Raw genomic sequence first — 25472 nt, 5'->3', positions numbered from 1 at the left:
TTGTCAATATCTATGGTATTATTATAAACAACTATTTTAAAAAATACAAAATATAGAAAGTGAGTGCAAGAGATGCAGATTTTGAAAAGAAGTGGAGAAAAAAGAGAATTTGACACTTCAAAGATTGAAACAGCGATTCAAAAAGCGTTTTTGAGCGTAGGTCTTCCGGTTGATTCCGAGAAGATTAGGAGTATGGTAGATACCATCGAGGAGAGAGTGAGAACACAGTTTCCGAAAGGGCATATCGTTACAGTGGAAGAAATTCAGGATTTGGTAGAAATTGTGTTGATTGAGAACAACTACTACGCTGTGGTAAAATCTTATATTCTATATCGAGCAAGTCATCATACGATGCGAAAAGTGATAGAAGACTTTGAGGATTATTTTTCGGATAAATCGATTGTGGAGGAGTTAAGAGAGATACAAAAAATTTTTACGGAAGATGTTTACAATCTTACCTTTCTGTTCCAAAAATTCAAAGCTTTTATCAAAACAAATATGACAGAAGAAGAATATTTGGGCATCTTGATTCGTGCGGCAAGTGAACTGACAAGCAAAGAGGCTCCAAAGTGGGAGTTTGTTGCGGCAAGACTTTTATCTTTGCAACTAAATAAACGAATTGAGGAGAGAGCCAATCGATTAGAATTATATTCTTTTCGTGATAAAATCCATTACTTAACAAAAGAAAAACGCTATGGAGACTATATTTTGGAACAATATCAAGAGGATGAAATTGATGAACTGGAATCCTATTTGAAACAAGAAAGAGATTATTTGTTCAATTACAGCGGACTGGACTTGGTAATCAAGCGTTATTTAATTACCGATAGAGAAGGCGAAGTATTGGAGAAAGTCCAAGAAATGTTTATGGGAATTGCAATGCACTTAGCGATTCCGGAAAAAGAGAATAAGGTGAAATGGGCAAAAAAAATCTACGATGTCATCAGCCAACTGAAGGTAACGATGGCAACGCCGACCATGTCGAATGCACGAAAGCCGTTTCATCAGTTATCTTCTTGCTTTATTGATACAGTACCGGATACCTTGGATGGAATTTACCGCTCCATCACCAATTTTTCACAGGTGTCAAAGCATGGTGGAGGAATGGGACTTTATTTTGGGAAAGTTCGTGCGATGGGTTCGGATATTCGAGGGCATAAGGGAGTCGCAGGAGGTGTCATCCGTTGGATTAAGTTAGCGAACGATACCGCTGTTGCAGTGGATCAGCTGGGAGTTCGTCAAGGTGCCTGTGCGGTATATTTGGACATTTGGCACAAAGATGTGCCGGAGTTTTTGCAGATTCGTACGAATAACGGAGACGACCGTATGAAAGCTCATGATGTGTTTCCTGCAATCTGTGTTCCGAATTATTTTTGGAAATTGGCAAAAGAAAATCGTGATGCCAACTGGTATATGATGTGTCCTCATGAAATTGAACAGGTAAAAGGTTTCCGTTTGGAAGATTGCTATGGAGAAGAATGGGAAGAAAAATACCAAAGTTGTATAGAAGATTCCCGCATTGACAAGAGAGTTATAACAATTAAAGATATGGTGCGATTGATACTGCGTTCAGCAATCGAAACCGGAACGCCGTTTGTGTTCAATCGTGATATCGTCAATGAATACAATCCGAACTCACACAAAGGAATGATTTATTCATCCAATCTTTGTACGGAAATTGCACAAAATATGCAAGCGATTGAATCAATTTCGACAGAAATCGTTGTTGTGGACGGGGAAGAAATTGTTGTAGAGAAGAACAAAGCAGGAGATTTTGTAGTATGTAATTTAGCATCGTTGGTTCTTGGAAACATAGATGTAAAAAACAAAAAAGAGTTGGAAGAAGTGGTGTCTACTGTTGTAAGAGCATTGGATAATGTCATTGAGTTAAATTACTATCCTCTTCCTTATGCAAAGATAACAAACCAAAAATATCGTGCTATCGGGCTTGGGACAAGCGGATATCATCACAGTTTGGTTAAAAACGGAATGCTATTTCAAAGTGAGGAGCATCTGAAATTCGCCGATGAAGTGTACGAAGATATCAATTATTTTGCAATCAAAACAAGTTGTGAGCTGAGTAAAGAAAAAGGTGCTTATCCTTACTTTGAAGGTTCCGATTGGAGCAACGGAAATTATTTTGATAAGAGAAACTATCATTCAACTCGTTGGAATGAGCTGAGAAAAGAAGTAAATCAATATGGAATGAGAAACGGATATTTGATGGCAGTTGCGCCGACAGGTTCCACATCTGTTATTTCAGGTACGACGGCATCGATTGATCCTGTGATGAAACGGTATTTCTTGGAAGAGAAGAAAGGACAGATTGTTCCTCGAGTTGCACCTGATTTGACGGCAGAAACTTTTTGGATGTATGAAAATGCTCATGAAATTGACCAAAATTGGGTGATTCAATCCGCGGGAATCAGACAGAGACACATTGACCAATCACAGTCGGTAAACCTGTATATCACAACAGAGTTCAGCATGAGTCGCATGTTGAAACTCTATATCAGTGCGTATGAACATGGCGTAAAGACAATCTACTATGTGAGAAGCAAGTCGCTCGAAGTCGAAGAGTGTGATAGTTGCAGTGCATAAAAAGATTCTGTAACTGAATCGGAACAGCAGAGAAACGGAAAGAAAGAATGAAGAAATAACGAAGATAAGTTCCTTTTTTTACAAGAGAATAACAAGGAATGTGGATAAAAGAGGGGGAGAATGGTGGAGGAAATTAAACGAAAACAGCTGTTCAATGAAAATGGAGATATTGAACTTTCCAAACGCAGAATGATAAATGGAAATACAACCAACTTGAATGATTTCAACAATATGAAATACACGTGGGTAAGCGATTGGTATCGACATGCCATGAATAACTTTTGGATTCCGGAAGAAATCAATTTGACACAAGACATCAAAGATTATCGTAATTTAGAAATTGAGGAAAAAGAAGCTTATGATAAAATTCTATCCTTTCTAATCTTTTTAGATTCCTTACAAACTGCGAATCTTCCTAATGTCGGAGAATTCATTACTGCAAATGAAGTGAACCTTTGTCTTACGATACAAGCATATCAAGAGGCAATTCACTCCCAAAGTTACGGATATATTTTAGATAGTATCTGTTCTCCTGAAGAGAGAACGGAAATCCTGTATCAATGGAAGGATGATCCGTTTTTACTTGCTCGAAATAAATTTATCGGAGATCAGTACAATGACTTCTACTACAATCGTACAAAATATAATTTGGTAAAAACAGTCATTGCGAACTATATTTTGGAAGGAATTTATTTTTATTCCGGATTTATGTTCTTCTATGCTCTCGGAAGGAATGGCAAAATGCCGGGAACTGTTCAAGAGATTCGATATATCAACCGAGACGAGAATTCACATCTGTGGTTGTTCCGTTCCATTATTTTGGAGCTGAAAAAAGAAGAACCGGAACTTTTTACACCGGAAAATATCGAAGTGTTTCGTAATATGATTCGACAAGGGGTCGAAGAAGAAATCAAGTGGGCGAACTATGTGATTGGAGATCATATCAAAGGATTAACGATGCAAATGGTGGAAGATTACTTGAAATATTTAGGGAACTTGCGCTGTAGGGGATTGGGATTTGAGCCGATTTATGAAGGATATCAGAGAGAGCCTGAATCCATGTCTTGGGTCAGTGAATATTCTGACCCCAATGCAATCAAAACAGATTTTTTTGAAGGAAAAGTTTCAGCGTATGCAAAGTCAAGTGTGATAGAGGATGACCTATAAAAGATTCGATAACAAAGACAGAATAGATTGGAACTGAAGAATGATAAATGGCAGCAATTCAATTCCGATATTCTGTAGAGACGTAGAAACCGATTTTCGAAGAAAAACTGTCGCAATGAAATATTTAATAGTAACATTTGATAAAAAATGGATAGAAACAGAACACATCAGTTTTTGAAAAAGGCAGACACAGGTTATGAAATAAAAAATAGAATTTGCAATGTTCTCTATGATGTTTTAATATGATAAGAGTATAGGAAGAACAAGATGGAGGAGGTTGCAATGAAAAAGTATTTTTTGATGACATTCCTACTTGTTTTTGTCATCTTATCGGTAGGTTGTGTTTCCGACAAGACTGAAGAGGAAGCAACATCTATGGGTATCTATTTGGAACAAGTGGAAAAGATTACAGTATCAACTCAAATGACGAATCCGAAACAGGATATTGTATTAGAGAACAAAGACCGGGAGGATTGCGTAAACAAACTGAACGAGTACTCCTTGAAACAAACGAATGATGAACAGAAAAATGGATGGCAATATCTGTTCAAAATAGAACAAGAAGGAGGAGTAGTTAACTTAGTATCCTTTATGGATGACAGGGTTACGGTGGATGGTACTGTATACGAAGTGGAAGGTTACGACAGTAGAGACTTTTTATATTTGTTTGAGTAAATGACAGAATCCGGGGACAATAGAGAAATATCCTACTGAAATTCGACAAAACGATGGAACTGATTCAATCTCTGCAAAGGATACTTTTGATTGTTTCATTGACTCTTTGATTCCTTTATTGATACTTTCACAGAGTCTGTTCACAACTTTTTCAAGGTTCTGAACACTTTATTTTTCACGAAATAATGAAATAAATTTATTGAGTTTTTGATTAATTTTGCAAAACAAAAACATATAGAAGTATCAGAAATAGAGAAAGAAACAAGAGAAATAAAAAATGAAACCTTCGCTGAAAAAAGAAGGTTTCATTTTTTTGTATGATTTATGCTTCTGTTATCTGTTTGGTTAATTTGTTTCATATCCAATCAAGAAACCGTCTTTACTTGCATAATAGCCACACAATCCGCCTGTTTCCATAATTTGAATCGGACAACCCGGGAATTGTTTCAATATGGTTTCTTTGACAGCAAGGGCAATTGACTCATTGTAAACATGAGAAATAATGACTTTTCCGCCTTCAAAGTGGTCAGAAATCATTTCTGATAAAATTAAGCGAAGACCTTTTGCTGTACCGCGTACTTTATGAAGAGGTTTCAATGTTCCTTCCTCACTTGCAGCGCCGAGCATAGAAATTCCCAAAATACTTGTTGCAAAGCCTGCGATTTTCGGCAAGCGTCCGTTTGAAATCAAAGCGTCTAAATTATATAGCATGAACAATAACTTTGTATTGGAACTATAACGGTTTATTGCAGATACAATTTCTTCAAACGAATTGTTTGCAGAAATCAATTCAACGGTTTTTTCCACAAGTAAACTGATTTCAGGTCCGGCACTCAAGGTATCAAAAACATGAATCTTCACATTCGGATTTTGTTCAAGCAGCATATCTTTTGCAAGTACGGCAGAGCTGTAACTTCCGGATAGGTTGCTTGTAATGGTAAATACATATAGTTCATCAGCACCTTGGTAGGATTTGAGCCACGCATCAGGAGACGGACAAGCAGTAGAAGAACGCTTTGTTTTTGTGGCAATATCATCCAACATTGCGGTAACATCGATAGAATCATCATCAACATATTCTGTTTCTCCTACTCGAATAGTGAGCGGAACTCTTTCATATAAAATAGATTCTGTATTTTTTAATTTTTTGGTATCGCAACTCGAATCTACAACAATTTTTATCATAATCATTTCCCCTTTTTTGAAATAAACAGATATTCTGTCGAAGAAAGCAGTGTATCGATAGAAGACTGTTTGATTGAACATATTTTTTAAAATATATCTATATTATACATCAAAAATAAAATAAAAATAGGTGGAATACAAAATTATTTGTTATAATACGGTTAGAAACAAAGAAATTTATAGTTATTTTGATTTTTGGATATAGGAGAACAGCATGACGCGTTTCAATATAGTTTGATAGGATTTGTGATTTGTGGCTGTTTGATATCTATCATAGTTTGTGTCTGAAAATAGTAGACAGTAAGGGGAAACAGTTCCATAGAATAAGGGTTATCCGGAATGAAATAATGAAAAATGTTTAAAAAATATAACCTGATAAATGTTTGATTCGTTAGTATTTAAAAGAAAGATATGTTATAATAATATATATGTTTTTTTGTATTCATCGATAGCAAGAAACTTCTTGTTTTCAACAACTATTCAAAAAGAAAGGAATGAAGCATATGAGTAAAAATAAATACATCTGTCTTATAGTATTGCTATGCAGTTTATCCTTTTTGATGATGGGTTGTGAGAGTGAAATCGGAAGTTCAACACAGATTTCAACAGCAGATATCAGAAAGAACAACAAAATGAACTATAAGATAGTATCTGAAGAACGAGAATTTGCAGGAGTCGGTATAGAAGCGAATGATTTGTCTGTTTCGATTGAAAAAGCGGAAAAATCCGGATATGCTATTTTTTCAAAAGAGAATCATGATAACGAAGAGGGTTATTTTGATATAGAGCATGTAGAATCAAATGGAAAAAAACTAATTCGATTTAGACAGCAACAAACAGAGAATCAAACTTTTCACTTGGTGATTTACAGTACTCATCCCGAGCAGTTGGAATGTGATTTTTTAGGGAGAAATACTGTTTTTGTCACAAAAGAGAGTTTGAAACAGTTGAAGTTGGATTTGAAAGACGGAATCGTTGATTTAATGGGAGAAGCTTCTTATCCGATCAATATCAATACAGAAGCTGTTGTGACAAGTATTCAATTCAAAGATTGGAATGCGACCGTTTCGGTCGAATCGGAAGGCGGAGCACTGACTACCTTTGGAAACAAGAAACAGTTATCGGAAGGAGAGAATGTCTTACATCATCAAAAATACGGTGAGGGGCGAGACTTTATTCGTATTGATGCGAAAAATAGTACAGTAGAGCTATCTGACTAAAAGTTGTATGGATTGAACCTGTTTCTCAAAATGGATTAAGTTTTCCTTGGAATTGTATTGACAAATAATAATTGTTCAAGTAAAATATGTTACACAAAGTGAATAATTTCTTGATAACCTTATCAAGAGTGGCGGAGGGACTGGCCCGTTGATGCCCGGCAACCAGCAGAATGCATGGTGCTAATTCCTGCAAAAAAGTATTTTTGGCAGATGAGGTTTTTAGTTACAAAATTGTAGTTAAGACCTCTCTATTTCAGAGAGGTTTTTTATTGCGCAAGCTGTAAATTCAACTATTCATCAATCAATATAAGAGCAGTTGTTCCATTTGTTGTCTCATGTGAGGCGGAATATTGATTTACAGAGGTGTAAGACAGAATGAATCAGCTATAGTAGAATACAAAATTATTTTGTAAGAAATTGTTTAAATTGGGATAAATATTAAGGTAGAGAAAAGATTTATTAAAATGAAAGTGAAGTAGGAGGAATAAAATGAGAAAATTATTTACATCAGAGTCGGTAACAGAGGGACATCCTGATAAAATCTGTGATCAAATTTCGGATGCGATTTTAGATGCACTTTTGGAACAAGATCCAAATTCTCGTGTTGCTTGCGAAACAGCAGTTACAACAGGGTTGGTAATGGTAATTGGAGAAATTTCTACAGAGGCATATGTGGATTTTCAAAAAACAGTTCGTGAAACAATTCGCGAAATCGGATATGACCGTGCAAAATATGGATTCGACTGTGATACTTGTGCCGTTGTCAATGCAATAGACGAGCAAAGTGTAGATATTGCATTGGGTGTGGATAAAGCAAGAGAAAGCAAAGAAGGAACGGCAGCTGACCTTCAAATCGGTGCGGGAGATCAAGGGATGATGTTCGGTTTTGCTTGCGATGAGACACCGGAATTGATGCCGCTTCCGATTTCGTTGGCGCATAAACTGGCTTTGAAATTGACAGAAGTTCGCAAAAAAAGAGTTCTTCCTTATTTGAGACCGGACGGAAAAACTCAGGTAACCGTAGAATATGAGAATGACAAACCTGTTCGTATCGATACCATTTTGATTTCGTCTCAACACAGTGAAGAAGTGACTATCGAACAAATGCAAAAAGATTTGAAACAGTATGTGATTGATGAAGTGTTGCAAGGACAGTGGATTGATGAAAACACGAAATATCTTGTAAATCCGACAGGTCGTTTTGTGATTGGAGGACCTCACGGAGATTCCGGTTTGACAGGTCGTAAAATTATCGTAGATACCTATGGCGGATATTCTCGTCATGGCGGTGGAGCATTCTCCGGAAAAGATTCTACAAAAGTCGATCGCTCAGCATGCTATGCTGCAAGATGGGTTGCAAAAAATATTGTTGCGGCAGGACTTGCGAAAAAATGTGAAATTCAATTAGCTTATGCAATCGGAGTAGCTGAGCCGGTATCTATCTTAGTAGAAACATTCGGTACAGAAACCGTTGCAGTAGAAAAAATTGAGCAAGCAGTACGCAAAGTATTCGATCTTCGCCCAAGAGCAATTATAGAACAACTTGATTTGAGAAAACCAATCTTCAAAAAGACAGCGGCATATGGTCATTTCGGAAGAGAAGACCAAGGTTTCCAATGGGAAAAAACAAATAGAGTAGAAGAGTTGAAACAGGCAATTCAAGCATAGTAATTAAGTTAACCGGATTCCTTCTGTTTTGTTACAGAAAGAATTCGGTTATTTTTTATGTGGACTTCTATTTTATATCCCGTTACAATAGAGAAAGAGAGTATTGTTTTTATGATATGAAACTTCTTTTAGAAATAGAGAAAATAGGAATACAGAAATTTAAAAATAATTTTTAGAAAGAATGCCAAGATAAAATTTCATAAAATTTTCATCTATTCAACTTAAGAGTATCACTTGAGCTTTTTTCTAGAAAGGATAGAAATGATATAGTATGTACTAACTTGTGAGGAACAAGGATTGAAATCATAAAATATAATAATGTAATAATGTACCGGAATAGAAAACAGTATTGTCTTGGAATCATTCACATAGATAGTTCCAACCAAAGATAAGAAATCAAAGATAAGAAATTAAAGATAAGAAGTCAAAGATAAGAAATTAAAGAATAAGAAATTAAAGAATAAGAAATTAAAGATAAGAAGAAACTTATTAAGTTTTGAAAGAATAAATGTGTGAAACAGAATAGGTAACAGAGCTTTCAGTTATCATTCAGTTACTGTAAAAATAAATTTGACTTGAAACATTGGACAATTGCTCTATTTAAAAGAAGAACAAAAGATATTGACAGTAATCGGTAATTTGTGAAACAAAGGTGATATTTTGTTGTCATTACAATCACATATCCAACAATCAACTACTAAATAGAACTCATTAACTTATAAAAACGAAATTTTAAACAAACGAAAGTTACTAAAAGTGAAAGAAAGAGAGGAACGATGATGATAAGAGCAGATTTGCACATGCACACTACCATATCAGATGGAAGTGATAGTATCCAAACAATCGTACAAAAGTGCAAACAGAATGGATTGACACATATTGCCATTACCAATCACGATGATTTGGACGGATATGAAGAAATACAGTATTATACGGAAAACTTAGGAATTCAGACGGTAAAAAGTCTTGAGATAACCACTGTAGACAGTGAAACAGGAACAAAAGCGCACCTTCTTGGGTATCGGATACAGGATGAAATGCCGATTCGTCGTTTGACAGATGCCATGTTGCAAAGAAGACATAACAATGCGTTGGAGCAGATTAAACGATTACAGAACGAAGGATATGATATCAATGTGGAAGAATTAAAACAAAATGTGTATAAAATCATCTACAAACAAAACTTGATTCAGTATCTTGTGGATAAAGGAATTGCAGATGGAATATACGGAACTTTTTATCAGAACTATTTTTCAAAAGGAAAACTATGTGATATCAGACCAACTGACATAGAGTTGAGAGATGCAATTGTTGCAATAAAGAAGGCGGGAGGGTTTGCCGTATTGGCACATCCTGCGCAGCAAAACAACTATCATTTACTTCCAATGCTATGTGAATTGGGATTGGATGGGATAGAGTATCGACATCCTTCCAATGATGAAAATGCGAAACAAAAAATTTTGGAACTCTCAAAACAATACAATCTGTTTTTGACGGGTGGAAGCGACTATCATGGAACAAATAACAAAAAACCGGTGAATGTCGGAGATTATCTCTCAACAGAAGAGGCGGTGAGGAAGATATTTTCTATCGAATAGGCTATGTGTAGAGGAAGAACCATTTTGTAGGAAATTATCAGATTTTTAGTGATGAAATGTAGGAAAGTTCTATAAGATTGATATGATTGTTTGAATCCATAATCATTTTGACAGCCAAAACAACTTATTCAATCGTTCGTTGCTTGAAAGAATGAAAATAGAGTAGTAGAGTTATTAGACTATGAATCATAATCTTAACATGATGAAAAATGGCAAGGGATATAGATGATTCCAGTATCCTTTTAGGGGATAATTATGCTGAAAACTTTGAGATTAAGTTATTCAATTATTACACAAGCAGGGATGTGTTTTTTGTAAAGGAGATTTTTCAAAGGAAGTTTTGAAAAAAACATTATTTTATATTACAATATGGAGATGAAATAGAATCAGAAATGTAGAGAGGAGGGCAGTATGGTGGATCAAGGATCAGATAAGATAGAAGGAAAAATTGATGATATTATTTTTCATAATGATTCCAATGGATATACTGTTGCTTCTCTTGTGACGGATGATTTAGAGGAGATTACAATTACAGGGATTTTTCCGACGATTGAGTTGGGAGATCGGTTTGAACTGGAAGGCGAAAAGGTGTTCCATCCAAGTTATGGACCGCAGTTTCGTGTGACAAGTTATGTGACGAAGGAGCCTGCTACTAAGGAGGCTATTTTGGCATTTTTGAGTTCCGGTGTTTTGGACGGGATTGGGAGAACGATGGCGGAGCGTATTTTTGACAAATTCGGTTTGGATGCGATTCGTGTTTTGGATGATACTCCGGAAAAACTTTTGGAGATTGAAGGAATCGGAAAGAAGAAATGTCAAAAGATTATTGAAAGTTACAAAGACAAACGGGATTTAAAAGTGGCGATTCTTCATTTTTCGGGCTATGGACTGACTCCTGCGATGGCAATGAAAATTTATCGATATTATGGAGAAAAGGCAAAAGAGATTGTGGAACAAAATCCATATTGTCTATGTCGAGATATTAAGGGAATCGGATTTCGAAAAGCGGATGAAATTGCTGAACGAATGGGAATTGCAAAAAATGATATTCATCGCATTATGGAGGGAGTTGTGTATCTGTTGCAAGAGGCAGGTATGCAAGGTCATGTGTATTTGCCGGCGGATGTTGTGCGAGAACAGGCGGCGAAGTTGTTGGGGGTTTCGACAGAAGAGGTACAATCCGGAATTTATGAACTTTGTATTTCAAGCAAAACAATTTTGGAGCGTTCAGCTGATGAATCGGAGAGACTCTATCTTCCGTTGTATCGTGAGACGGAAAGTAATGTGGCGAATTTGTTATCGCAGTTGTTGGTGAAGGAAGAATTGGATGTTGGAGTAGAGGCGGATACTTTAATTCAAGAGATTCAAGATAAGACGGGAATTTGTCTTGCCGACAAACAGAAAGCTGCCGTTACGACAGCTTTGAATGAGAAAATTATGATTGTAACAGGTGGTCCAGGAACAGGAAAGACAACCGTAGTGAAGTTTATTTTGAAATGTTTTGAAAAACAGGAAAAGAAGGTTGTGTTGTGTGCACCGACGGGACGTGCAGCAAAGCGTTTGACTGAAGCTTCCAATCAGGATGCCAAAACCATTCATCGCTTGTTGGAGGTTGGTTTCTCAGAAGATGATGAGGAGATGAATTACTACAATCGAGATGAGCAAAATCCTTTGGAATCAGATGTGATTATTGTCGATGAGATGTCCATGGTAGATATGTTTTTGATGAGGGCGCTTCTTCGAGCCATTCCTAAACATGCGAGGTTGATTATGATTGGAGATGCGGATCAACTTCCGTCTGTCGGAGCGGGGAATGTGTTGTGGGATATGATTGAGAGCAATTTGATTCCGGTTGTTCGATTGACAGAGATTTTTCGTCAAGAGGAAGAAAGTCAAATTATCCAAAATGCACATAGGGTGAATCATGGACAGGAACTGATCATTGATAAGGAGAGCAAGGACTTCTTTTTCATGATGAGGAGAGATGGAGACAAGGTAAAAGATTTGATTTTGGAGCTGATAAAAGAAAGACTTCCGAACTATTTTGGAGTTGAGTCGACAGAAATTCAAATTTTGACTCCGGTTCGCAAGGGTGGAATCGGAATGCATGAAATCAATCAGAAAGTACAGGAAACACTCAATCCACCAAGTGAGGAGCGGGCAGAATTTAAGTATATGAATACCGTTTTTCGTGAGAATGACAAGGTAATGCAGATAAAGAATAATTATGAAAAAAAGTATCGAAACACTGTAACTTATGAAGAGGGCGAGGGTGTTTTTAACGGTGATATCGGTGTGATAGATACGGTCGATGTTAGAGGAAAACAGTTTTATATCACATTTGATGATAATCGAAGATGTCGATATGAATTTGCGGAAGTCGATAATATCGAACATGCCTATGCGATTACAGTCCATAAGAGTCAAGGGAGTGAGTTTGATGTTGTCATTCTTCCTATTTTGTCACTTCCGCCGATGTTACAGAATCGAAATATTTTGTATACAGCGATTACAAGAGCAAAAAAAGGATTGGTCTTGGTAGGAAATATGTATTATGTCAATCGCATGATTCAAAATATGGATCGGCAGGAGAGATACTCTTCTTTGGCAGAGAGATTGAAGTTCATGAAAGAACATTACTTTGAAGATGAAGTATCAAAAGAAACATGCCCATAACAAAACAAATATAATGAAGTTGGAGAAACAGATAAAAAGTCAAGTGAAAAACAGAAAATAGAAATTCCATGAAATGAAGATTTCAAAAAAGAGTTTGAATACACTAAGAGAGTTTGGAAACACTGAGCAAGTGCTGAAAATAAAGAAGACTACTTGTGATAGGAGGGTAGGATGGATTGTTATATGGAAGAGGCATTTCGTGAGGCATTGTACTCTTATCAAAAAGAGGAAGTGCCGGTTGGAGCGGTCATTGTGAAAGATGATGTGATTATTGGACGAGGACACAATGTGATAGAGACTCATCAAAGTTCCGTTTGTCATGCAGAAATGATAGCCATTCAACAAGCACAAAAACATTTGAGAAACTGGAGACTGAACGGAGCAAAGATGTATGTCACATTGGAACCGTGTTTGATGTGCATGGGCGCTATTTTGAACAGTCGTTTGAGTGAGCTCCATATTGCAACGAGAGATTTCGAAAGGGGAGCGGCAGTCAGCAGAGTTCCGTTAATCTTGGAAGATAAAATTCCGAACAAACTGATGGTGTATCTGTATGATGATGAGACCTGTACCTATTTGTTAAAGAGATTTTTCAGAGAGTTGAGAAAGAAAAAAGGGAAATAGTTCATAATACTATTGTCATTTTTTGTAAATTATGATAGACTGAACAAGTTCTATGGAGAGATGTCCGAGAGGTTTAAGGAGCACGCCTGGAAAGCGTGTATACGGGAAACCGTATCGGGGGTTCGAATCCCCCTCTCTCCGCCATCTTTAATTTTGAATCAAAATTTGCAATTCTGATGAAACGCTAATGAAAGGCGTTTTATTTTTTTGTTTCAATTCAGTAAATAAGAAAAAATATCTCAAAGGAATAAAACAAAAACTAAGATAAACATATTCGATATGTTAAGATTATATAAGAAGATATGCTTTTTGTAATTCTTCATATAGATTAAATAAACAGACATACAGTTGTATTTTATGATGAATAATGGAAAGAATGTAGAAAGTTGAAATTCGTAAATAAATATGTAGAATGTGAGAGAAATAGTTTAAGAATAATATATGGCGTTTTGTTCTATTCTATCTGTTTGTTGATGAAATGATTTCGGATAAGAAGAACGAATGAACTTTTTGAATGGATATCCTAATGTATAATAGAGGATAACATCTATTACATTTCTTTTCCATAGAGTAAATCATTAGAAATTGTCCTTTTAAAAAAGTGCCAAAGAAAAAGAGAAGAAAAGAATTGACAAAGAGAAGAAGATATGATAAATTGAACACACCATCGAGGTAGGAGAGGCAGCATCAAAACAGACAGCAGAAAAGAAAGCAGAAAGAGCCGATAAAAAAGATAAAAAAAGATGTTGACAAACCGAAAAAGAGATGGTAATATAGACAAGCAGTCCGGCGAGGTAGAAAAACCACAGAGGGCAGCGAGAAAAAAGAATGAACCTTGAAAACTAAACAGCAGAAAAAACAACCAAGCAATTGAAAAATTGCAAAGCGAAAAACCACTTAATCGAAAGATTAAGGAAAAAGCAAACCGGTAAATAACTTTGAAGTTGTTCAAGAGAACAACCGGAGCAAAACTGAGAAAAGATTAAAACGAAGAGTTTGATCCTGGCTCAGGATGAACGCTGGCGGCGTGCTTAACACATGCAAGTCGAACGAACGACTATTAACAGAACCTTTCGGGGCGAAGATGATAGAAGTTAGTGGCGGACGGGTGCGTAACGCGTGGGTAATCTGCCTTTGTCAAAGGAATAACTATTCGAAAGAATAGCTAAAACCGTATAACATATTAATAGGGCATCCTAATAATATCAAAACGATAGTGGACAAAGATGAGCCCGCGTCTGATTAGCTAGTTGGTGAGATAAAAGCCCACCAAGGCAACGATCAGTAGCCGACCTGAGAGGGTGAACGGCCACATTGGAACTGAGACACGGTCCAAACTCCTACGGGAGGCAGCAGTGGGGAATATTGCACAATGGGGGGAACCCTGATGCAGCAACGCCGCGTGAGTGAAGAAGGCATTCGTGTCGTAAAACTCTGTAGTAGGGGAAGAAAGAAATGACAGTACCCTAAAAGAAAGCCCCGGCTAACTACGTGCCAGCAGCCGCGGTAATACGTAGGGGGCAAGCGTTATCCGGAATAACTGGGCGTAAAGGGTGCGCAGGTGGTTTAACAAGTTAGTGGTGAAAGGCATAGGCTCAACCAATGTAAGCCATTAAAACTGTTTAACTTGAGTGCAGGAGAGGAAAGTGGAATTCCTAGTGTAGCGGTGAAATGCGTAGATATTAGGAGGAATACCAGTGGCGAAGGCGACTTTCTGGACTGCAACTGACACTGAGGCACGAAAGCGTGGGGAGCAAACAGGATTAGATACCCTGGTAGTCCACGCCGTAAACGATGAGTACTAGGTGTCGGGTGAAGAACTCGGTGCCGAAGTTAACACATTAAGTACTCCGCCTGGGGAGTACGCTCGCAAGAGTAAAACTCAAAGGAATTGACGGGGACCCGCACAAGCAGCGGAGCATGTGGTTTAATTCGAAGCAACGCGAAGAACCTTACCTAAACTTGACATACCAATGACAGCCTTTTAATCGAGGACTTTTACCTTCGGGTAGACAATGGATACAGGTGGTGCATGGTTGTCGTCAGCTCGTGTCGTGAGATGTTGGGTTAAGTCCCGCAACGAGCGCAACCCTTGTCGATAGTTACCAGCAGTAAGATGGGGACTCTATCGAGACAGCTAAGGACAACTTAGAGGAAGGTGGGGATGACGTCAAATCATCATGCCCCTTATGTTTAGGGCTACACACGTGCTACAATGGTCATTACAGAGAGAAGCGAAACTGCGAAGTCAAGCAAACCTCAAAAAGATGATCCAAGTTCGGATTGTAGGCTGAAACTCGCCTACATGAAGTTGGAGTTGCTAGTAATCGCGAATCAGAATGTCGCGGTGAATGCGTTCCCGGGTCTTGTACACACCGCCCGTCACACCATGGGAGTTTGGGGGGCCCAAAGTCAGCGACTCAACCGCAAGGAGAGAGCTGCCCAAGGCAAAACAAATGACTGGGGTGAAGTCGTAACAAGGTAGCCGTATCGGAAGGTGCGGCTGGATCACCTCCTTTCTAGGGAGAAAAGAAACTGCTGTTTAGTTTTGAAGGTTCAACCTTCAAAAGAAGAAAAAGACATATTGCAAGCATTTTTGAGGAAACTCCAAGAAGTTACCAAAAAGCGAAGCAATAGAATTGTACCTTGAAAACTGCATAACATCTAAGAAATTACAGAGAAAGCGCGAGACGATAGAAAGAAAAACAAACGAAATCGAGAGAAAAACTCAAGAGTAAAAAAGAATTGCAAGCATTTTCGAGTAAGTTCGAGGCGGATGATGAGGAAAGAGGGAGCATATAAAAGATATGTGACCGATAGACGAAGAAATCCAACAAAGAAAATACCGAAAAGCGAAGCAAGGAAGGTTTTTTTGAAACGTCGTAGAAGTGTGAAACACTGTAATTTCACCGAAAGCAAAAGAGAACAGACAAAAGCCATTCAAAGCGAGCGAAAGCAAGCAGAGAATAACAAGTTTTCGAAAGTAAAAACATTTACGAGATATTTTTTCGTAAATTCGAGGCGGATGATGAGGAGAGAGGGAGTGTATATAAATACATGACCGATAGACGAAGAAATCCAACAAAGAAGAACGGAAAAATATAAAGTAAGACGCGATCAAGTAAAAAAGAGCATATGGCGAATGCCTAGGCGCTAGGAGCCGAAGAAGGACGTGGTAAGCTGCGAAAAGCTACGGGGAAGTGCAAGCAACTAAAGAGCCGTAGATATCCGAATGAGGAAACTCATACAGGTTAACATCTGTATATTCCATAATGAATCCATAGTTATGGGAAGGGAACCCGGAGAACTGAAACATCTAAGTACCCGGAGGAAGAGAAAGAAACATCGATTTCGTCAGTAGCGGCGAGCGAAAGCGAAAGAGCCCAAACCTAAGTGGGAAACCACATAGGGGTCGACACTCAGAAAGCATTGAAGAACTTAGTCGAATATGCCTGGAAAGGCAAACCAAAGAAGAGTAAAAGTCCCGTAGACGAAAAGAGAAACAAGCAAGAGTGATCAAGAGTACCACAGGACACGAGAAACCCGGTGGGAAGACGGGGGGACCACCCCCCAAGGCTAAATACTACCAAGCGACCGATAGAGAACAGTACCGTGAGGGAAAGGTGAAAAGAACCCCGGGAGGGGAGTGAAAAAGAACCTGAAACCATATGCTTACAAACTGTAGGAGCAAGCAATTGCAAGTGACTGCGTACTTTTTGTAGAACGGGCCAACGAGTTGCGATATGATGCAAGGTTAAATACTTAAGGTATGGAGCCGAAGCGAAAGCGAGTCTTAAGAGGGCAAGAGTACCATATTGCAGACCCGAAACCGGGCGACCTATCCATGTCCAGATTGAAGTTTCCGTAACAGGGAATGGAGGATCGAACCCACGTACGTTGAAAAGTGCGGGGATGAGGTGTGGATAGCGGTGAAATTCCAATCGAGCCCGGAGATAGCTGGTTCTCTCCGAAATAGCTTTAGGGCTAGCGTTTTGCAAGATATATATGGAGGTAAAGCACTGACTGTCCAATGGGTCTTTTAGATTACTGAGGATTATCAAACTAAGAATGCCATATATAGCGCAAAGCAGTCAGACTATGAGTGATAAGGTCCATAGTCGAGAGGGAAAGAGCCCAGACCAACAGCTAAGGTCCCAAAATATATGTTAAGTGGGAAAGGATGTGAGATTGCATAGACAACCAGGATGTTGGCTTAGAAGCAGCCATACATTTAAAGAGTGCGTAATAGCTCACTGGTCGAGTGATCCTGCGCCGAAAATTACCGGGGCTAAAACATAATACCGAAGCTTTGGATTATACTGTAGAGTATAGTGGTAGGAGAGCATCGTATACAGTAAGAAGCAGAATCGAAAGAAAAAGTGGACCGTATACGAGAGAGAATGTTGGCATGAGTAGCGAGAGGAAGGTGAGAATCCTTCCGGCCGAAAACCTAAGGTTTCCTGAGGAAGGTTCGTCCGCTCAGGGTAAGTCGGGACCTAAGCCAAGGCCGAAAGGCGTAGGTGATGGACAACGGGTAATAAATCCCGTACCACCGTAGTTGAATGAGCGAAGGGGGGACGCAGGAGGATGACCGGAGCACGCCGTTGGTAGAGCGTGTCCAAGCAGAAAGCGAGTAAGACCAGGCAAATCCGGTAATACAATCGTAATCTGTGATGGGGAGTGAAAATAAAGTAGCGAAGCCGAATCATTCAAACTGCCAGGAAAAGCCTCTAGCAAGACCAAGGTGCCCGTACCGCAAACCGACACAGGTAGGTGAGGAGAGAATCCTAAGGCCAGCGAGAGAACTGTTGTTAAGGAACTCGGCAAAATAACCCCGTAACCTAGGGAGAAGGGGAGCCTGCGAGAGCAGGCCGCAGAGAATAGGCCCAAGCGACTGTTTACCAAAAACATAGGTTTCTGCAAAACTGCAAAGTGAAGTATAGGAGCTGACGCCTGCCCGGTGCTGGAAGGTTAAGGGGAAGACTTAGAGCAATCGAAGGTTCGAACTTAAGCCCCAGTAAACGGCGGCCGTAACTATAACGGTCCTAAGGTAGCGAAATTCCTTGTCGGGTAAGTTCCGACCCGCACGAAAGGCGTAACGATTTGGGCACTGTCTCAACAACAGACTCGGTGAAATTGTAGTGCCGGTGAAGATGCCGGACACCTGCGACAGGACGGAAAGACCCCATGGAGCTTTACTGCAGCTTAGCATTGGATTTAGGTAACAGATGTACAGGATAGGTGGGAGACTTAGAGTATAGGGCGTCAGCCTTGTAGGAGTCATCGTTGGGATACCACCCTTGTGTTGCTTGAATTCTAACTAGAATCATTGAATCATGATATAGGACACTGCTTGGCAGGCAGTTTGACTGGGGCGGTCGCCTCCCAAAGAGTAACGGAGGCGTCCAAAGGTTCCCTCATCACGGACGGAAATCGTGAGAAGAGTGCAAAGGCAAAAGGGAGCTTGATTGCGAGACAAACAGGTCGAGCAAGGACGAAAGTCGGGCTTAGTGATCCGGTGGTAGAAAGTGGAATTGCCATCGCTCAACGGATAAAAGCTACCCTGGGGATAACAGGCTTATCTCCCCCAAGAGTCCACATCGACGGGGAGGTTTGGCACCTCGATGTCGGCTCATCACATCCTGGGGCTGTAGCAGGTCCCAAGGGTTGGGCTGTTCGCCCATTAAAGTGGTACGCGAGCTGGGTTCAGAACGTCGTGAGACAGTTCGGTCCCTATCCGTCGCAGGCGCAGGAAATTTGAGAGGAGCTGTCCTTAGTACGAGAGGACCGGGATGGACACACCACTGGTGCACCAGTTGTACTGCCAAGTGCACAGCTGGGTAGCTATGTGTGGGAAGGATAAGTGCTGAAGGCATCTAAGCACGAAGCCAGCCTCAAGATAAGATTTCCCATTCGAGAGAAGTAAGATTCCATGAAGACTACATGGTAGATAGGCTCAAAGTGGAAGTGCAGTAATGTATGAAGCGAACGAGTACTAATCAATCGAGGACTTGATCCGAAGGTAAAAGATGTTATGCAGTTTTGATGGTACAATCCATCTGAAAAACCCTTTAATATATTGACATAACGGATGAAAAGTGTTAATATATCAAAGTGACAAGAAACTTATTACGAGTAGTTTGGAGCAGATTCGAAGTGAGTCAAGGAGCGATAGAAGGAGCATACAAGAGTATGTGACTGAGAGAGCGACGCAGATGAACAAGAAGGTGCCCAAAAGACGAAGTAATAACAGAATATGGTTACAATAGAGAAAGAGATACACCTGTTCCCATCCCGAACACAGAAGTTAAGCCTTTCATCGCTGATGATACTTGGGGTGCAGACCCCCGGGAAAGTAAGTCGTAGCCAATTCTACACAAACTTAGTAGTTTGTGATATGTTCCGAAGTAGCTCAAGGGTGGAGCACTCGACTGTTAATCGATAGGCTGTGGGTTCGAATCCCACCTTCGGAGCCATTTTTTATGCCGAAGTGGCGAAACTGGCAGACGCACAGGACTTAAAATCCTGCGGTTAGAAATAACCGTACCGGTTCGATTCCGGTCTTCGGCACCAGGAACGTCGCGGAGTGGAGCAGTTGGTAGCTCGTCGGGCTCATAATCCGAAGGTCAGAGGTTCAAGTCCTCTCTCCGCAACCAATGGCCCCTTGGTCAAGCGGTTAAGACACCGCCCTTTCACGGCGGTAACAGGGGTTCGAATCCCCTAGGGGTCACCAAAGAAAAAGAAAATAGAGAAACATAGTTATTGAATGGGATCATAGCTCAGCTGGGAGAGCACCTGCCTTACAAGCAGGGGGTCATAGGTTCGAGCCCTATTGGTCCCACCATTTGTGGCTCGGTAGTTCAGTTGGTTAGAATGCCAGCCTGTCACGCTGGAGGTCGAGGGTTCGAGTCCCTTCCGAGTCGCCATCTTTATTTTCGAAAAGGTATTTTATATGCTGGCATGGCTCAACGGTAGAGCAGCTGATTTGTAATCAGCAGGTTGTAGGTTCGATTCCTATTGCCAGCTCCAGATTATGCGGATGTGGCGAAATTGGCAGACGCACTAGACTTAGGATCTAGCGCCTTGTGCGTGGGGGTTCAAGTCCCTCCATCCGCACCATTTCTTGCGGAAGTGGCTCAGTGGTAGAGCATCGCCTTGCCAAGGCGAGGGTCGCGGGTTCGAATCCCGTCTTCCGCTCCATTTAAAAATGAGTGCCTGTAGCTCAGCTGGATAGAGCAGTGGCCTTCTAAGCCACGTGCCAGGGGTTCGAGTCCCTTCAGGCACACCATTTAAATTTTTGGGGATTAGCCAAGTCGGTAAGGCACATGACTTTGACTCATGCATGCGTAGGTTCGAGTCCTGCATCCCCAGCCATTATGACCTATTAGCTCAGTCGGCAGAGCACCTGACTTTTAATCAGGGTGTCCCGCGTTCGAGTCGCGGATAGGTCACCATTTTTATAAGGCGTTGGAGAGGTGTCCGAGCGGTTTAAGGAGCTAGTCTTGAAAACTAGTGATTCAGAAATGGACCGTGGGTTCGAATCCCACCCTCTCCGCCATCTTGCCCAGATAGCTCAGTCGGTAGAGCAGAGGACTGAAAATCCTCGTGTCGGTGGTTCGATTCCGCCTCTGGGCACCATTTCAAAATTATGTGGCGGCATAGCTTAGTTGGTTAGAGCGTTCGGTTCATACCCGAAAGGTCATAAGTTCGAATCTTATTGCCGCTACCACTATTTTGAGGGCCTTTAGCTCAGTTGGTTAGAGCGCCCGGCTCATAACCGGTAGGTCCGGGGTTCGAGTCCCTGAAGGCCCACCATCCTTAAAATAGGAAGCTGAAGGAAAAATGATAATAATATGGTGGGTATAGCTCAGTTGGTTAGAGCGCTAGATTGTGGCTCTAGAGGTCGTGGGTTCGACTCCCACTATTCACCCCATATTTTGGCGACATAGCCAAGTGGTAAGGCAGAGGACTGCAACTCCTTTATCATCGGTTCAAATCCGGTTGTCGCCTCCAGTTTAAGCTCCAGTGATTCTGTAATTCATTGGAGCTTTTTGTTTTTTATACATATTGATTTTTTCTATGGGTATCATTATAATGGTATAGTGTAGTATATTTTTATTTCGCATCCATAGCTCAGAGGATAGAGCTGCAGTTTCCTAAACTGTGAGTCGGAGGTTCGAATCCTCTTGGATGCGCCAATAATTCAAACGATAAGGTAGATGTTTCCAAATCATTTTCATCTGTCTTATCGTTTTTTGTGATATTATAGAGAAACTTTTAATACTAAATCACTGATTAATGTTATAATAAATAATCTGTTTTTTAATACGATGATATGGTATTCTTTTTATCTATAATCGTACACTGTTTCTACATTTTACAATAGTGTTTAATAATAAATTCATAGCACAAGATTATAGTTTGTTTGCTTTACATAATCTGTTTTTTTACTATGTTTATTTTTCAACGGAGATATTGCAGAGCGTTTCCTTTTGTGAAGATAGATGGCATTATATCCATGGGAGGAAAGGTATAGGTTTTTATGGTAAAAATATATAAAAATGATTTAAAATAGGGTATAATAGAGGAATATCTGACCATATGTTTTATAGGAGATTTATTTTAGGAGGGGTTTTATCGGTGTCAGAGAAAAATAATAAAAATGTACAACTATATGTTTTTCGTATGATGAAGTTGTTTCTGATTGGGACGTTGCTAATTTTGATATCTGTATTTTTCAGTGGATTGCATATCAGCATTATGTTGTTGCCTACGGTGGTATTACTTTCAACTGTGTCCGGCGGTATGATATATGGATTGATTTTTTTTATCTTATTGACTGGTTTTTCATTTCTGTTACAACCTATTGTTGTATCTGATTCAATTTATCAGATAGTAGGACTGTTTTCTGTAATGGGGTTGTTGATGGGAGAAGGGATTAGAAGAGGTTTTTCGTCAGATAAAGTTATTTTTCTTACTACTTTTTTCACTGTATCGGTTGTTGCTATTTTTAGTTTTGCTTATTATCGGATTACAGGAATTCGATTGACAGACGGTTTGGTTTTGGAATATAAAACGTTATTTGAAACGAATCCTGAACTTTTGTATCAAATTAGAGATTCTTTCGATATATCTGAAGAGATGATTATTCCTGAATTGTTGAATAAAATGAGATTATTCTTGCCGATAGTGACTTTTGTGGGTCTTTTGTTTACTTCTTCCATAAATTATTTTTTGGGAACTTTTTTCTTGAATCGTAATGTAAAATCACAAAAATATCCTGTTTTTACGGAATTTTATTTACCGGGGCATGCTAATTTTGGGATAGGATTGATCTTTTTGACAGGTTATCTTTTTGGAAAAATACAAATTGATTATTCATATAATATATCTGTAACCATGGTGTATCTTGCGGTGATTTTATTGTATTTACAAGGAACAGCGAGTGTTTTGTACTGGTGTAGAAAAAAATTCAGTATTCTTTTTGGAAACATGATGTGGATATTATCTTGTGTCTTTGTGCCATGGGTTATTATATTTATCGGTTTTTTTGATACCATGTTTCACCTTAGAAAACCGGATACAGGAGGTGTAAAATGAAAATAGAATGGAAGATTTATAGAGCTTATTTAATTTCTATGGCTTTTTTTGCGGTTATATTTTTGCAGTATAACTACTATGTTTCATTATTAGCAGTGTTTTGGCTTATTACCCTCTTTTTTTGGAATAAGAAGGAGTTACAGAAACAGAATATAGAATGGACTCAATATATCGAAACTCTTTCTTTGAATATGGATTATAGCACGAAACAAGCTATTACAAATTTACCGATTCCGCTTTGTATGTGTAAGGTAGATGGTGTTATTACATGGTACAATAAGAAATTTTCTGATATTGCGATGAAAAAGGGTCTGTTAGGCACAAATATCAATAAGATTTTTGAACAAATTGATTTATCTGATGTTGCGCTTACCGGAGAGAGAGAAACTACTTTCTTAGATGTGGATTCTCGTAAATACAGAATTGTATATTATGTGGTAAAAACATCTAAAAAAGATAGCGGCATGGTGATGTTATATTTTATTGATGAGACAAAATATGAAGATTTGGCACAAGAATATCAAAATACAAAAACAGGAATTATTTTAATTCAGGTAGATAGTTTTGATGAAGTGTTGGATAATGTAGAAGACTCTAACAGACCTGTTTTGGAGGCTACAGTAGAGCAAAAACTTAAGGTATGGGCTGAAAATTATGGAGCAACAATTGTAAAGATAAATAAAGATCATTATTTTGTATTAGTGGATGAACAAAATTTACAGGCGATGGAAGATAATAAATTTTCTATTTTAGATGAAATTCGTTCGATTGATGTAGGAAATACCTTACCTGTAACACTTTCTTTGGGGATTTCAGGAAGAGCAGATACAATTTCTCAGACACATGATATTGCAAGTTCTGCTTTGGATATGGCGCTTGGTCGCGGAGGAGATCAATGTGTGATTAAGAGAAATGACAGATTTACATTTTACGGTGGAAAGTCCAAGGCTATCGAAAAGAAGACAAGGGTAAAAGCAAGAATGATTTCTTATGCACTCAAAGATTTGATACATGCATCTGATCGAGTGTTGATTATGGGACATACTTATCCTGATTTGGATGCTTTGGGAGCAGCACTGGGAACATTTGGGATTTGTAGAATTCTTGGAAAGACTGCAAACATTGTATTGGAAAATTCAAATACTTCTATTGATATTTTATATGAAAAAATCAAACAAGACGATTCTATGGGAACTGTATTTGTGAATCACGAAAGAGCTAAAAGGATTTGTCAAAATCAGGATAGAGTGCTTGTTGTAGTTGTAGATACACATAAACCGATGTTGACGGAATATCCTGACTTGATTCATCTTTGTGATCGGGTAGTTTTGATTGACCATCACAGAAGAGGTGTAGAATTTATTGATGATGCGGTGTTGGTTTATCATGAAACTTATGCATCTTCCGCTTCCGAAATGGTGACAGAAGTGATTCAATATATTGCGGATAAGCCGAAATTACGCACATTAGAAGCAGAGGCTCTTTTGGCGGGGATTATGTTAGATACAAAGAATTTTTCTTTTAAGACAGGAGTCAGAACGTTTGAGGCGGCGGCATTTTTGAGAAAATGCGGTGCTGATACCGTAGAGGTAAAATCTTTCTTTCAAGGAGATGTGGATAGCTATATGAGGATTGCGGAAATTGTCAAAAATGCAAAAATCATCGACGGTAGAATTGCAATCTCCTATTGTGACGAAAGATTATCGGATTCTAAATTGATTGCAGCGAAAGTAGCAGATGAATTGCTGAATATCAAAGGTGTGATTTCTTCTTTTGTAATTACCAAAAATGATTCAGATGTGATTCAGATTAGTGCTCGTTCTTTCGGTAAGATGAATGTACAAATTATTATGGAAAAACTTGGTGGCGGTGGACATATGGATACCGCAGCAACACAACTCCAAGATGTTACATTGGAAGAAGCGATGGATCGTTTGGAAGATAGCGTGATGGAATATTTGAATGAGGAGGAGAATACAAAATGAAAGTAATTTTGCTAAAAGATGTAAAGGGAACCGGAAAAGCCGGAGAATTGAAAGAAGTGAGCGACGGTTATGCGAAAAATTTCTTGTTTAAGAAGAATTTGGCAATAGAAGGAACAAAAGGAAATGTAAATGACTTGAATCAAAAGAAAGCTGCAAAAGAACATGGTGACAAAGTTGCAGAGGCAGAAGCAAAAGAAGTGAAAGAACAATTGAAACAAAAAGGAATTGTAATGAAAGCAAAGGCCGGAGAAGGGAAATTGTTCGGTTCTATCACATCAAAAGATATTTCTGATCAAATCAAAAAAGAGTTAAATATTGATGTTGATAAAAGAAAAATTATGTTGAAAGAGCCAATTAAAGAATTGGGAACAACTGTGGTAGAAATCAAATTACATTCCAGAGTAACAGCAGAATTGAGAGTAACGATTGAAGCATTAAATTAATGAGATACGGATGCAATGCATCCGTTTACA

12 protein-coding genes, 20 tRNA genes, 3 rRNA genes and 1 riboswitch are annotated in these 25472 nt (G+C 38.9%); of the genes, 34 read left to right on the top strand and 1 reads right to left on the bottom strand.

The window, feature by feature from the left end; translation table 11 throughout:
- Window positions 1-72 precede the first annotated feature (72 nt).
- The 3 genes from HMPREF0389_RS03530 (at window position 73) to HMPREF0389_RS03520 (ending at window position 4443) form a co-directional block, all read left to right on the top strand.
- Entirely contained in the window at window positions 73-2601 is a 2529-nt protein-coding gene (locus tag HMPREF0389_RS03530) for a ribonucleoside-diphosphate reductase subunit alpha (RefSeq protein ID WP_014262326.1), read from the top strand.
- Between the two features lie 123 nt (window positions 2602-2724).
- Window positions 2725-3768 (top strand): ribonucleotide-diphosphate reductase subunit beta, encoded by a 1044-nt coding sequence (locus HMPREF0389_RS03525; protein WP_041250977.1) that lies wholly within the window; start codon window positions 2725-2727, stop codon window positions 3766-3768.
- 282 nt (window positions 3769-4050) lie between these two features.
- Window positions 4051-4443 (top strand): hypothetical protein, encoded by a 393-nt coding sequence (locus HMPREF0389_RS03520; protein ID WP_156775235.1) that lies wholly within the window; start codon window positions 4051-4053, stop codon window positions 4441-4443.
- 345 nt (window positions 4444-4788) lie between these two features.
- Here the strand turns inward: HMPREF0389_RS03520 and HMPREF0389_RS03515 are convergent, their stop codons facing one another.
- A complete protein-coding gene (locus HMPREF0389_RS03515; protein WP_041250779.1) occupies window positions 4789-5628 on the bottom strand; it encodes a DegV family protein in 840 nt (279 codons plus the stop codon).
- A 503-nt stretch (window positions 5629-6131) separates the two neighbouring features.
- Between HMPREF0389_RS03515 and HMPREF0389_RS03510 the strand changes: the two genes are divergently transcribed.
- The 31 genes from HMPREF0389_RS03510 to rplI all read left to right on the top strand — a co-directional run bounded on the left by HMPREF0389_RS03510 (window position 6132) and on the right by rplI (window position 25442).
- Window positions 6132-6848: a hypothetical protein gene (locus HMPREF0389_RS03510; protein ID WP_014262322.1), complete on the top strand. Its 717-nt coding sequence runs from the start codon at window positions 6132-6134 to the stop codon at window positions 6846-6848.
- A 116-nt stretch (window positions 6849-6964) separates the two neighbouring features.
- A riboswitch (SAM riboswitch) is annotated at window positions 6965-7065 on the top strand.
- A 272-nt stretch (window positions 7066-7337) separates the two neighbouring features.
- Window positions 7338-8516, top strand: a complete 1179-nt coding sequence (gene metK, locus HMPREF0389_RS03505; RefSeq protein WP_014262321.1) for a methionine adenosyltransferase — start codon at window positions 7338-7340, stop codon at window positions 8514-8516.
- Window positions 8517-9295: 779 nt separating this feature from the next.
- Window positions 9296-10114, top strand: a complete 819-nt coding sequence (locus tag HMPREF0389_RS03500) for a PHP domain-containing protein (protein WP_169308503.1) — start codon at window positions 9296-9298, stop codon at window positions 10112-10114.
- A 411-nt stretch (window positions 10115-10525) separates the two neighbouring features.
- Window positions 10526-12790, top strand: coding sequence for an SF1B family DNA helicase RecD2 (gene recD2 / locus HMPREF0389_RS03495; protein ID WP_014262319.1), 2265 nt, complete (start codon window positions 10526-10528; stop codon window positions 12788-12790).
- Window positions 12791-12961: 171 nt separating this feature from the next.
- A complete protein-coding gene (locus HMPREF0389_RS03490) occupies window positions 12962-13414 on the top strand; it encodes a nucleoside deaminase (RefSeq protein WP_014262318.1) in 453 nt (150 codons plus the stop codon).
- Window positions 13415-13468: 54 nt separating this feature from the next.
- Window positions 13469-13558, top strand: a tRNA-Ser gene (locus HMPREF0389_RS03485).
- 840 nt (window positions 13559-14398) lie between these two features.
- Window positions 14399-15933 (top strand): 16S ribosomal RNA (locus HMPREF0389_RS03480).
- Window positions 15934-16529: 596 nt separating this feature from the next.
- Window positions 16530-19433, top strand: a 23S ribosomal RNA gene (locus tag HMPREF0389_RS03470).
- 236 nt (window positions 19434-19669) lie between these two features.
- Window positions 19670-19786: ribosomal RNA gene (gene rrf / locus HMPREF0389_RS03465) — 5S ribosomal RNA — on the top strand.
- The 16S, 23S and 5S rRNA genes sit together here with 19 tRNA genes alongside, the layout of an rRNA operon.
- A 29-nt stretch (window positions 19787-19815) precedes the next feature.
- Window positions 19816-19890, top strand: a tRNA-Asn gene (locus tag HMPREF0389_RS03460).
- Between the two features lie 8 nt (window positions 19891-19898).
- Window positions 19899-19987, top strand: a tRNA-Leu gene (locus HMPREF0389_RS03455).
- 7 nt (window positions 19988-19994) lie between these two features.
- A tRNA-Met gene (locus tag HMPREF0389_RS03450) sits at window positions 19995-20070 on the top strand.
- 2 nt (window positions 20071-20072) lie between these two features.
- A tRNA-Glu gene (locus HMPREF0389_RS03445) sits at window positions 20073-20147 on the top strand.
- 35 nt (window positions 20148-20182) lie between these two features.
- Window positions 20183-20258, top strand: a tRNA-Val gene (locus HMPREF0389_RS03440).
- A gap of 5 nt (window positions 20259-20263) precedes the next feature.
- Window positions 20264-20340, top strand: a tRNA-Asp gene (locus HMPREF0389_RS03435).
- 28 nt (window positions 20341-20368) lie between these two features.
- A tRNA-Thr gene (locus HMPREF0389_RS03430) sits at window positions 20369-20443 on the top strand.
- 6 nt (window positions 20444-20449) lie between these two features.
- Window positions 20450-20533 (top strand) — tRNA-Leu (locus tag HMPREF0389_RS03425).
- Window positions 20534-20539: 6 nt separating this feature from the next.
- Window positions 20540-20614: transfer RNA gene (locus tag HMPREF0389_RS03420), tRNA-Gly, on the top strand.
- Between the two features lie 11 nt (window positions 20615-20625).
- Window positions 20626-20702: transfer RNA gene (locus HMPREF0389_RS03415), tRNA-Arg, on the top strand.
- 10 nt (window positions 20703-20712) lie between these two features.
- Window positions 20713-20788: transfer RNA gene (locus tag HMPREF0389_RS03410), tRNA-Gln, on the top strand.
- A gap of 4 nt (window positions 20789-20792) precedes the next feature.
- Window positions 20793-20868: transfer RNA gene (locus HMPREF0389_RS03405), tRNA-Lys, on the top strand.
- A gap of 15 nt (window positions 20869-20883) precedes the next feature.
- Window positions 20884-20972 (top strand) — tRNA-Ser (locus HMPREF0389_RS03400).
- Between the two features lie 4 nt (window positions 20973-20976).
- Window positions 20977-21052, top strand: a tRNA-Phe gene (locus HMPREF0389_RS03395).
- A 14-nt stretch (window positions 21053-21066) separates the two neighbouring features.
- Window positions 21067-21143 (top strand) — tRNA-Met (locus HMPREF0389_RS03390).
- Window positions 21144-21152: 9 nt separating this feature from the next.
- A tRNA-Ile gene (locus HMPREF0389_RS03385) sits at window positions 21153-21229 on the top strand.
- A gap of 41 nt (window positions 21230-21270) precedes the next feature.
- Window positions 21271-21347: transfer RNA gene (locus HMPREF0389_RS03380), tRNA-His, on the top strand.
- Window positions 21348-21353: 6 nt separating this feature from the next.
- Window positions 21354-21427: transfer RNA gene (locus HMPREF0389_RS03375), tRNA-Cys, on the top strand.
- Between the two features lie 109 nt (window positions 21428-21536).
- Window positions 21537-21612 (top strand) — tRNA-Arg (locus HMPREF0389_RS03370).
- A gap of 442 nt (window positions 21613-22054) precedes the next feature.
- Entirely contained in the window at window positions 22055-23014 is a 960-nt protein-coding gene (locus HMPREF0389_RS03365; protein WP_041250777.1) for a DUF2232 domain-containing protein, read from the top strand.
- On the top strand, window positions 23011-24999 hold the full coding sequence (locus tag HMPREF0389_RS03360) for a DHH family phosphoesterase (RefSeq protein WP_014262317.1): 1989 nt from the start codon (window positions 23011-23013) through the stop codon (window positions 24997-24999). The genes HMPREF0389_RS03365 and HMPREF0389_RS03360 overlap by 4 nt, the downstream gene beginning before the upstream one ends.
- Window positions 24996-25442 (top strand): 50S ribosomal protein L9, encoded by a 447-nt coding sequence (rplI, locus tag HMPREF0389_RS03355; protein WP_014262316.1) that lies wholly within the window; start codon window positions 24996-24998, stop codon window positions 25440-25442. Before HMPREF0389_RS03360 ends, rplI begins: the two co-directional genes overlap by 4 nt.
- Window positions 25443-25472 lie beyond the last annotated feature (30 nt).

The sequence above is a fragment of the Filifactor alocis ATCC 35896 genome, assembly GCF_000163895.2.
Lineage (GTDB): Bacteria > Bacillota > Clostridia > Peptostreptococcales > Filifactoraceae > Filifactor > Filifactor alocis.
The sequence above is the reverse complement of the archived record's forward strand: the minus strand, read 5'-3'. Positions and strand labels throughout refer to the sequence as shown.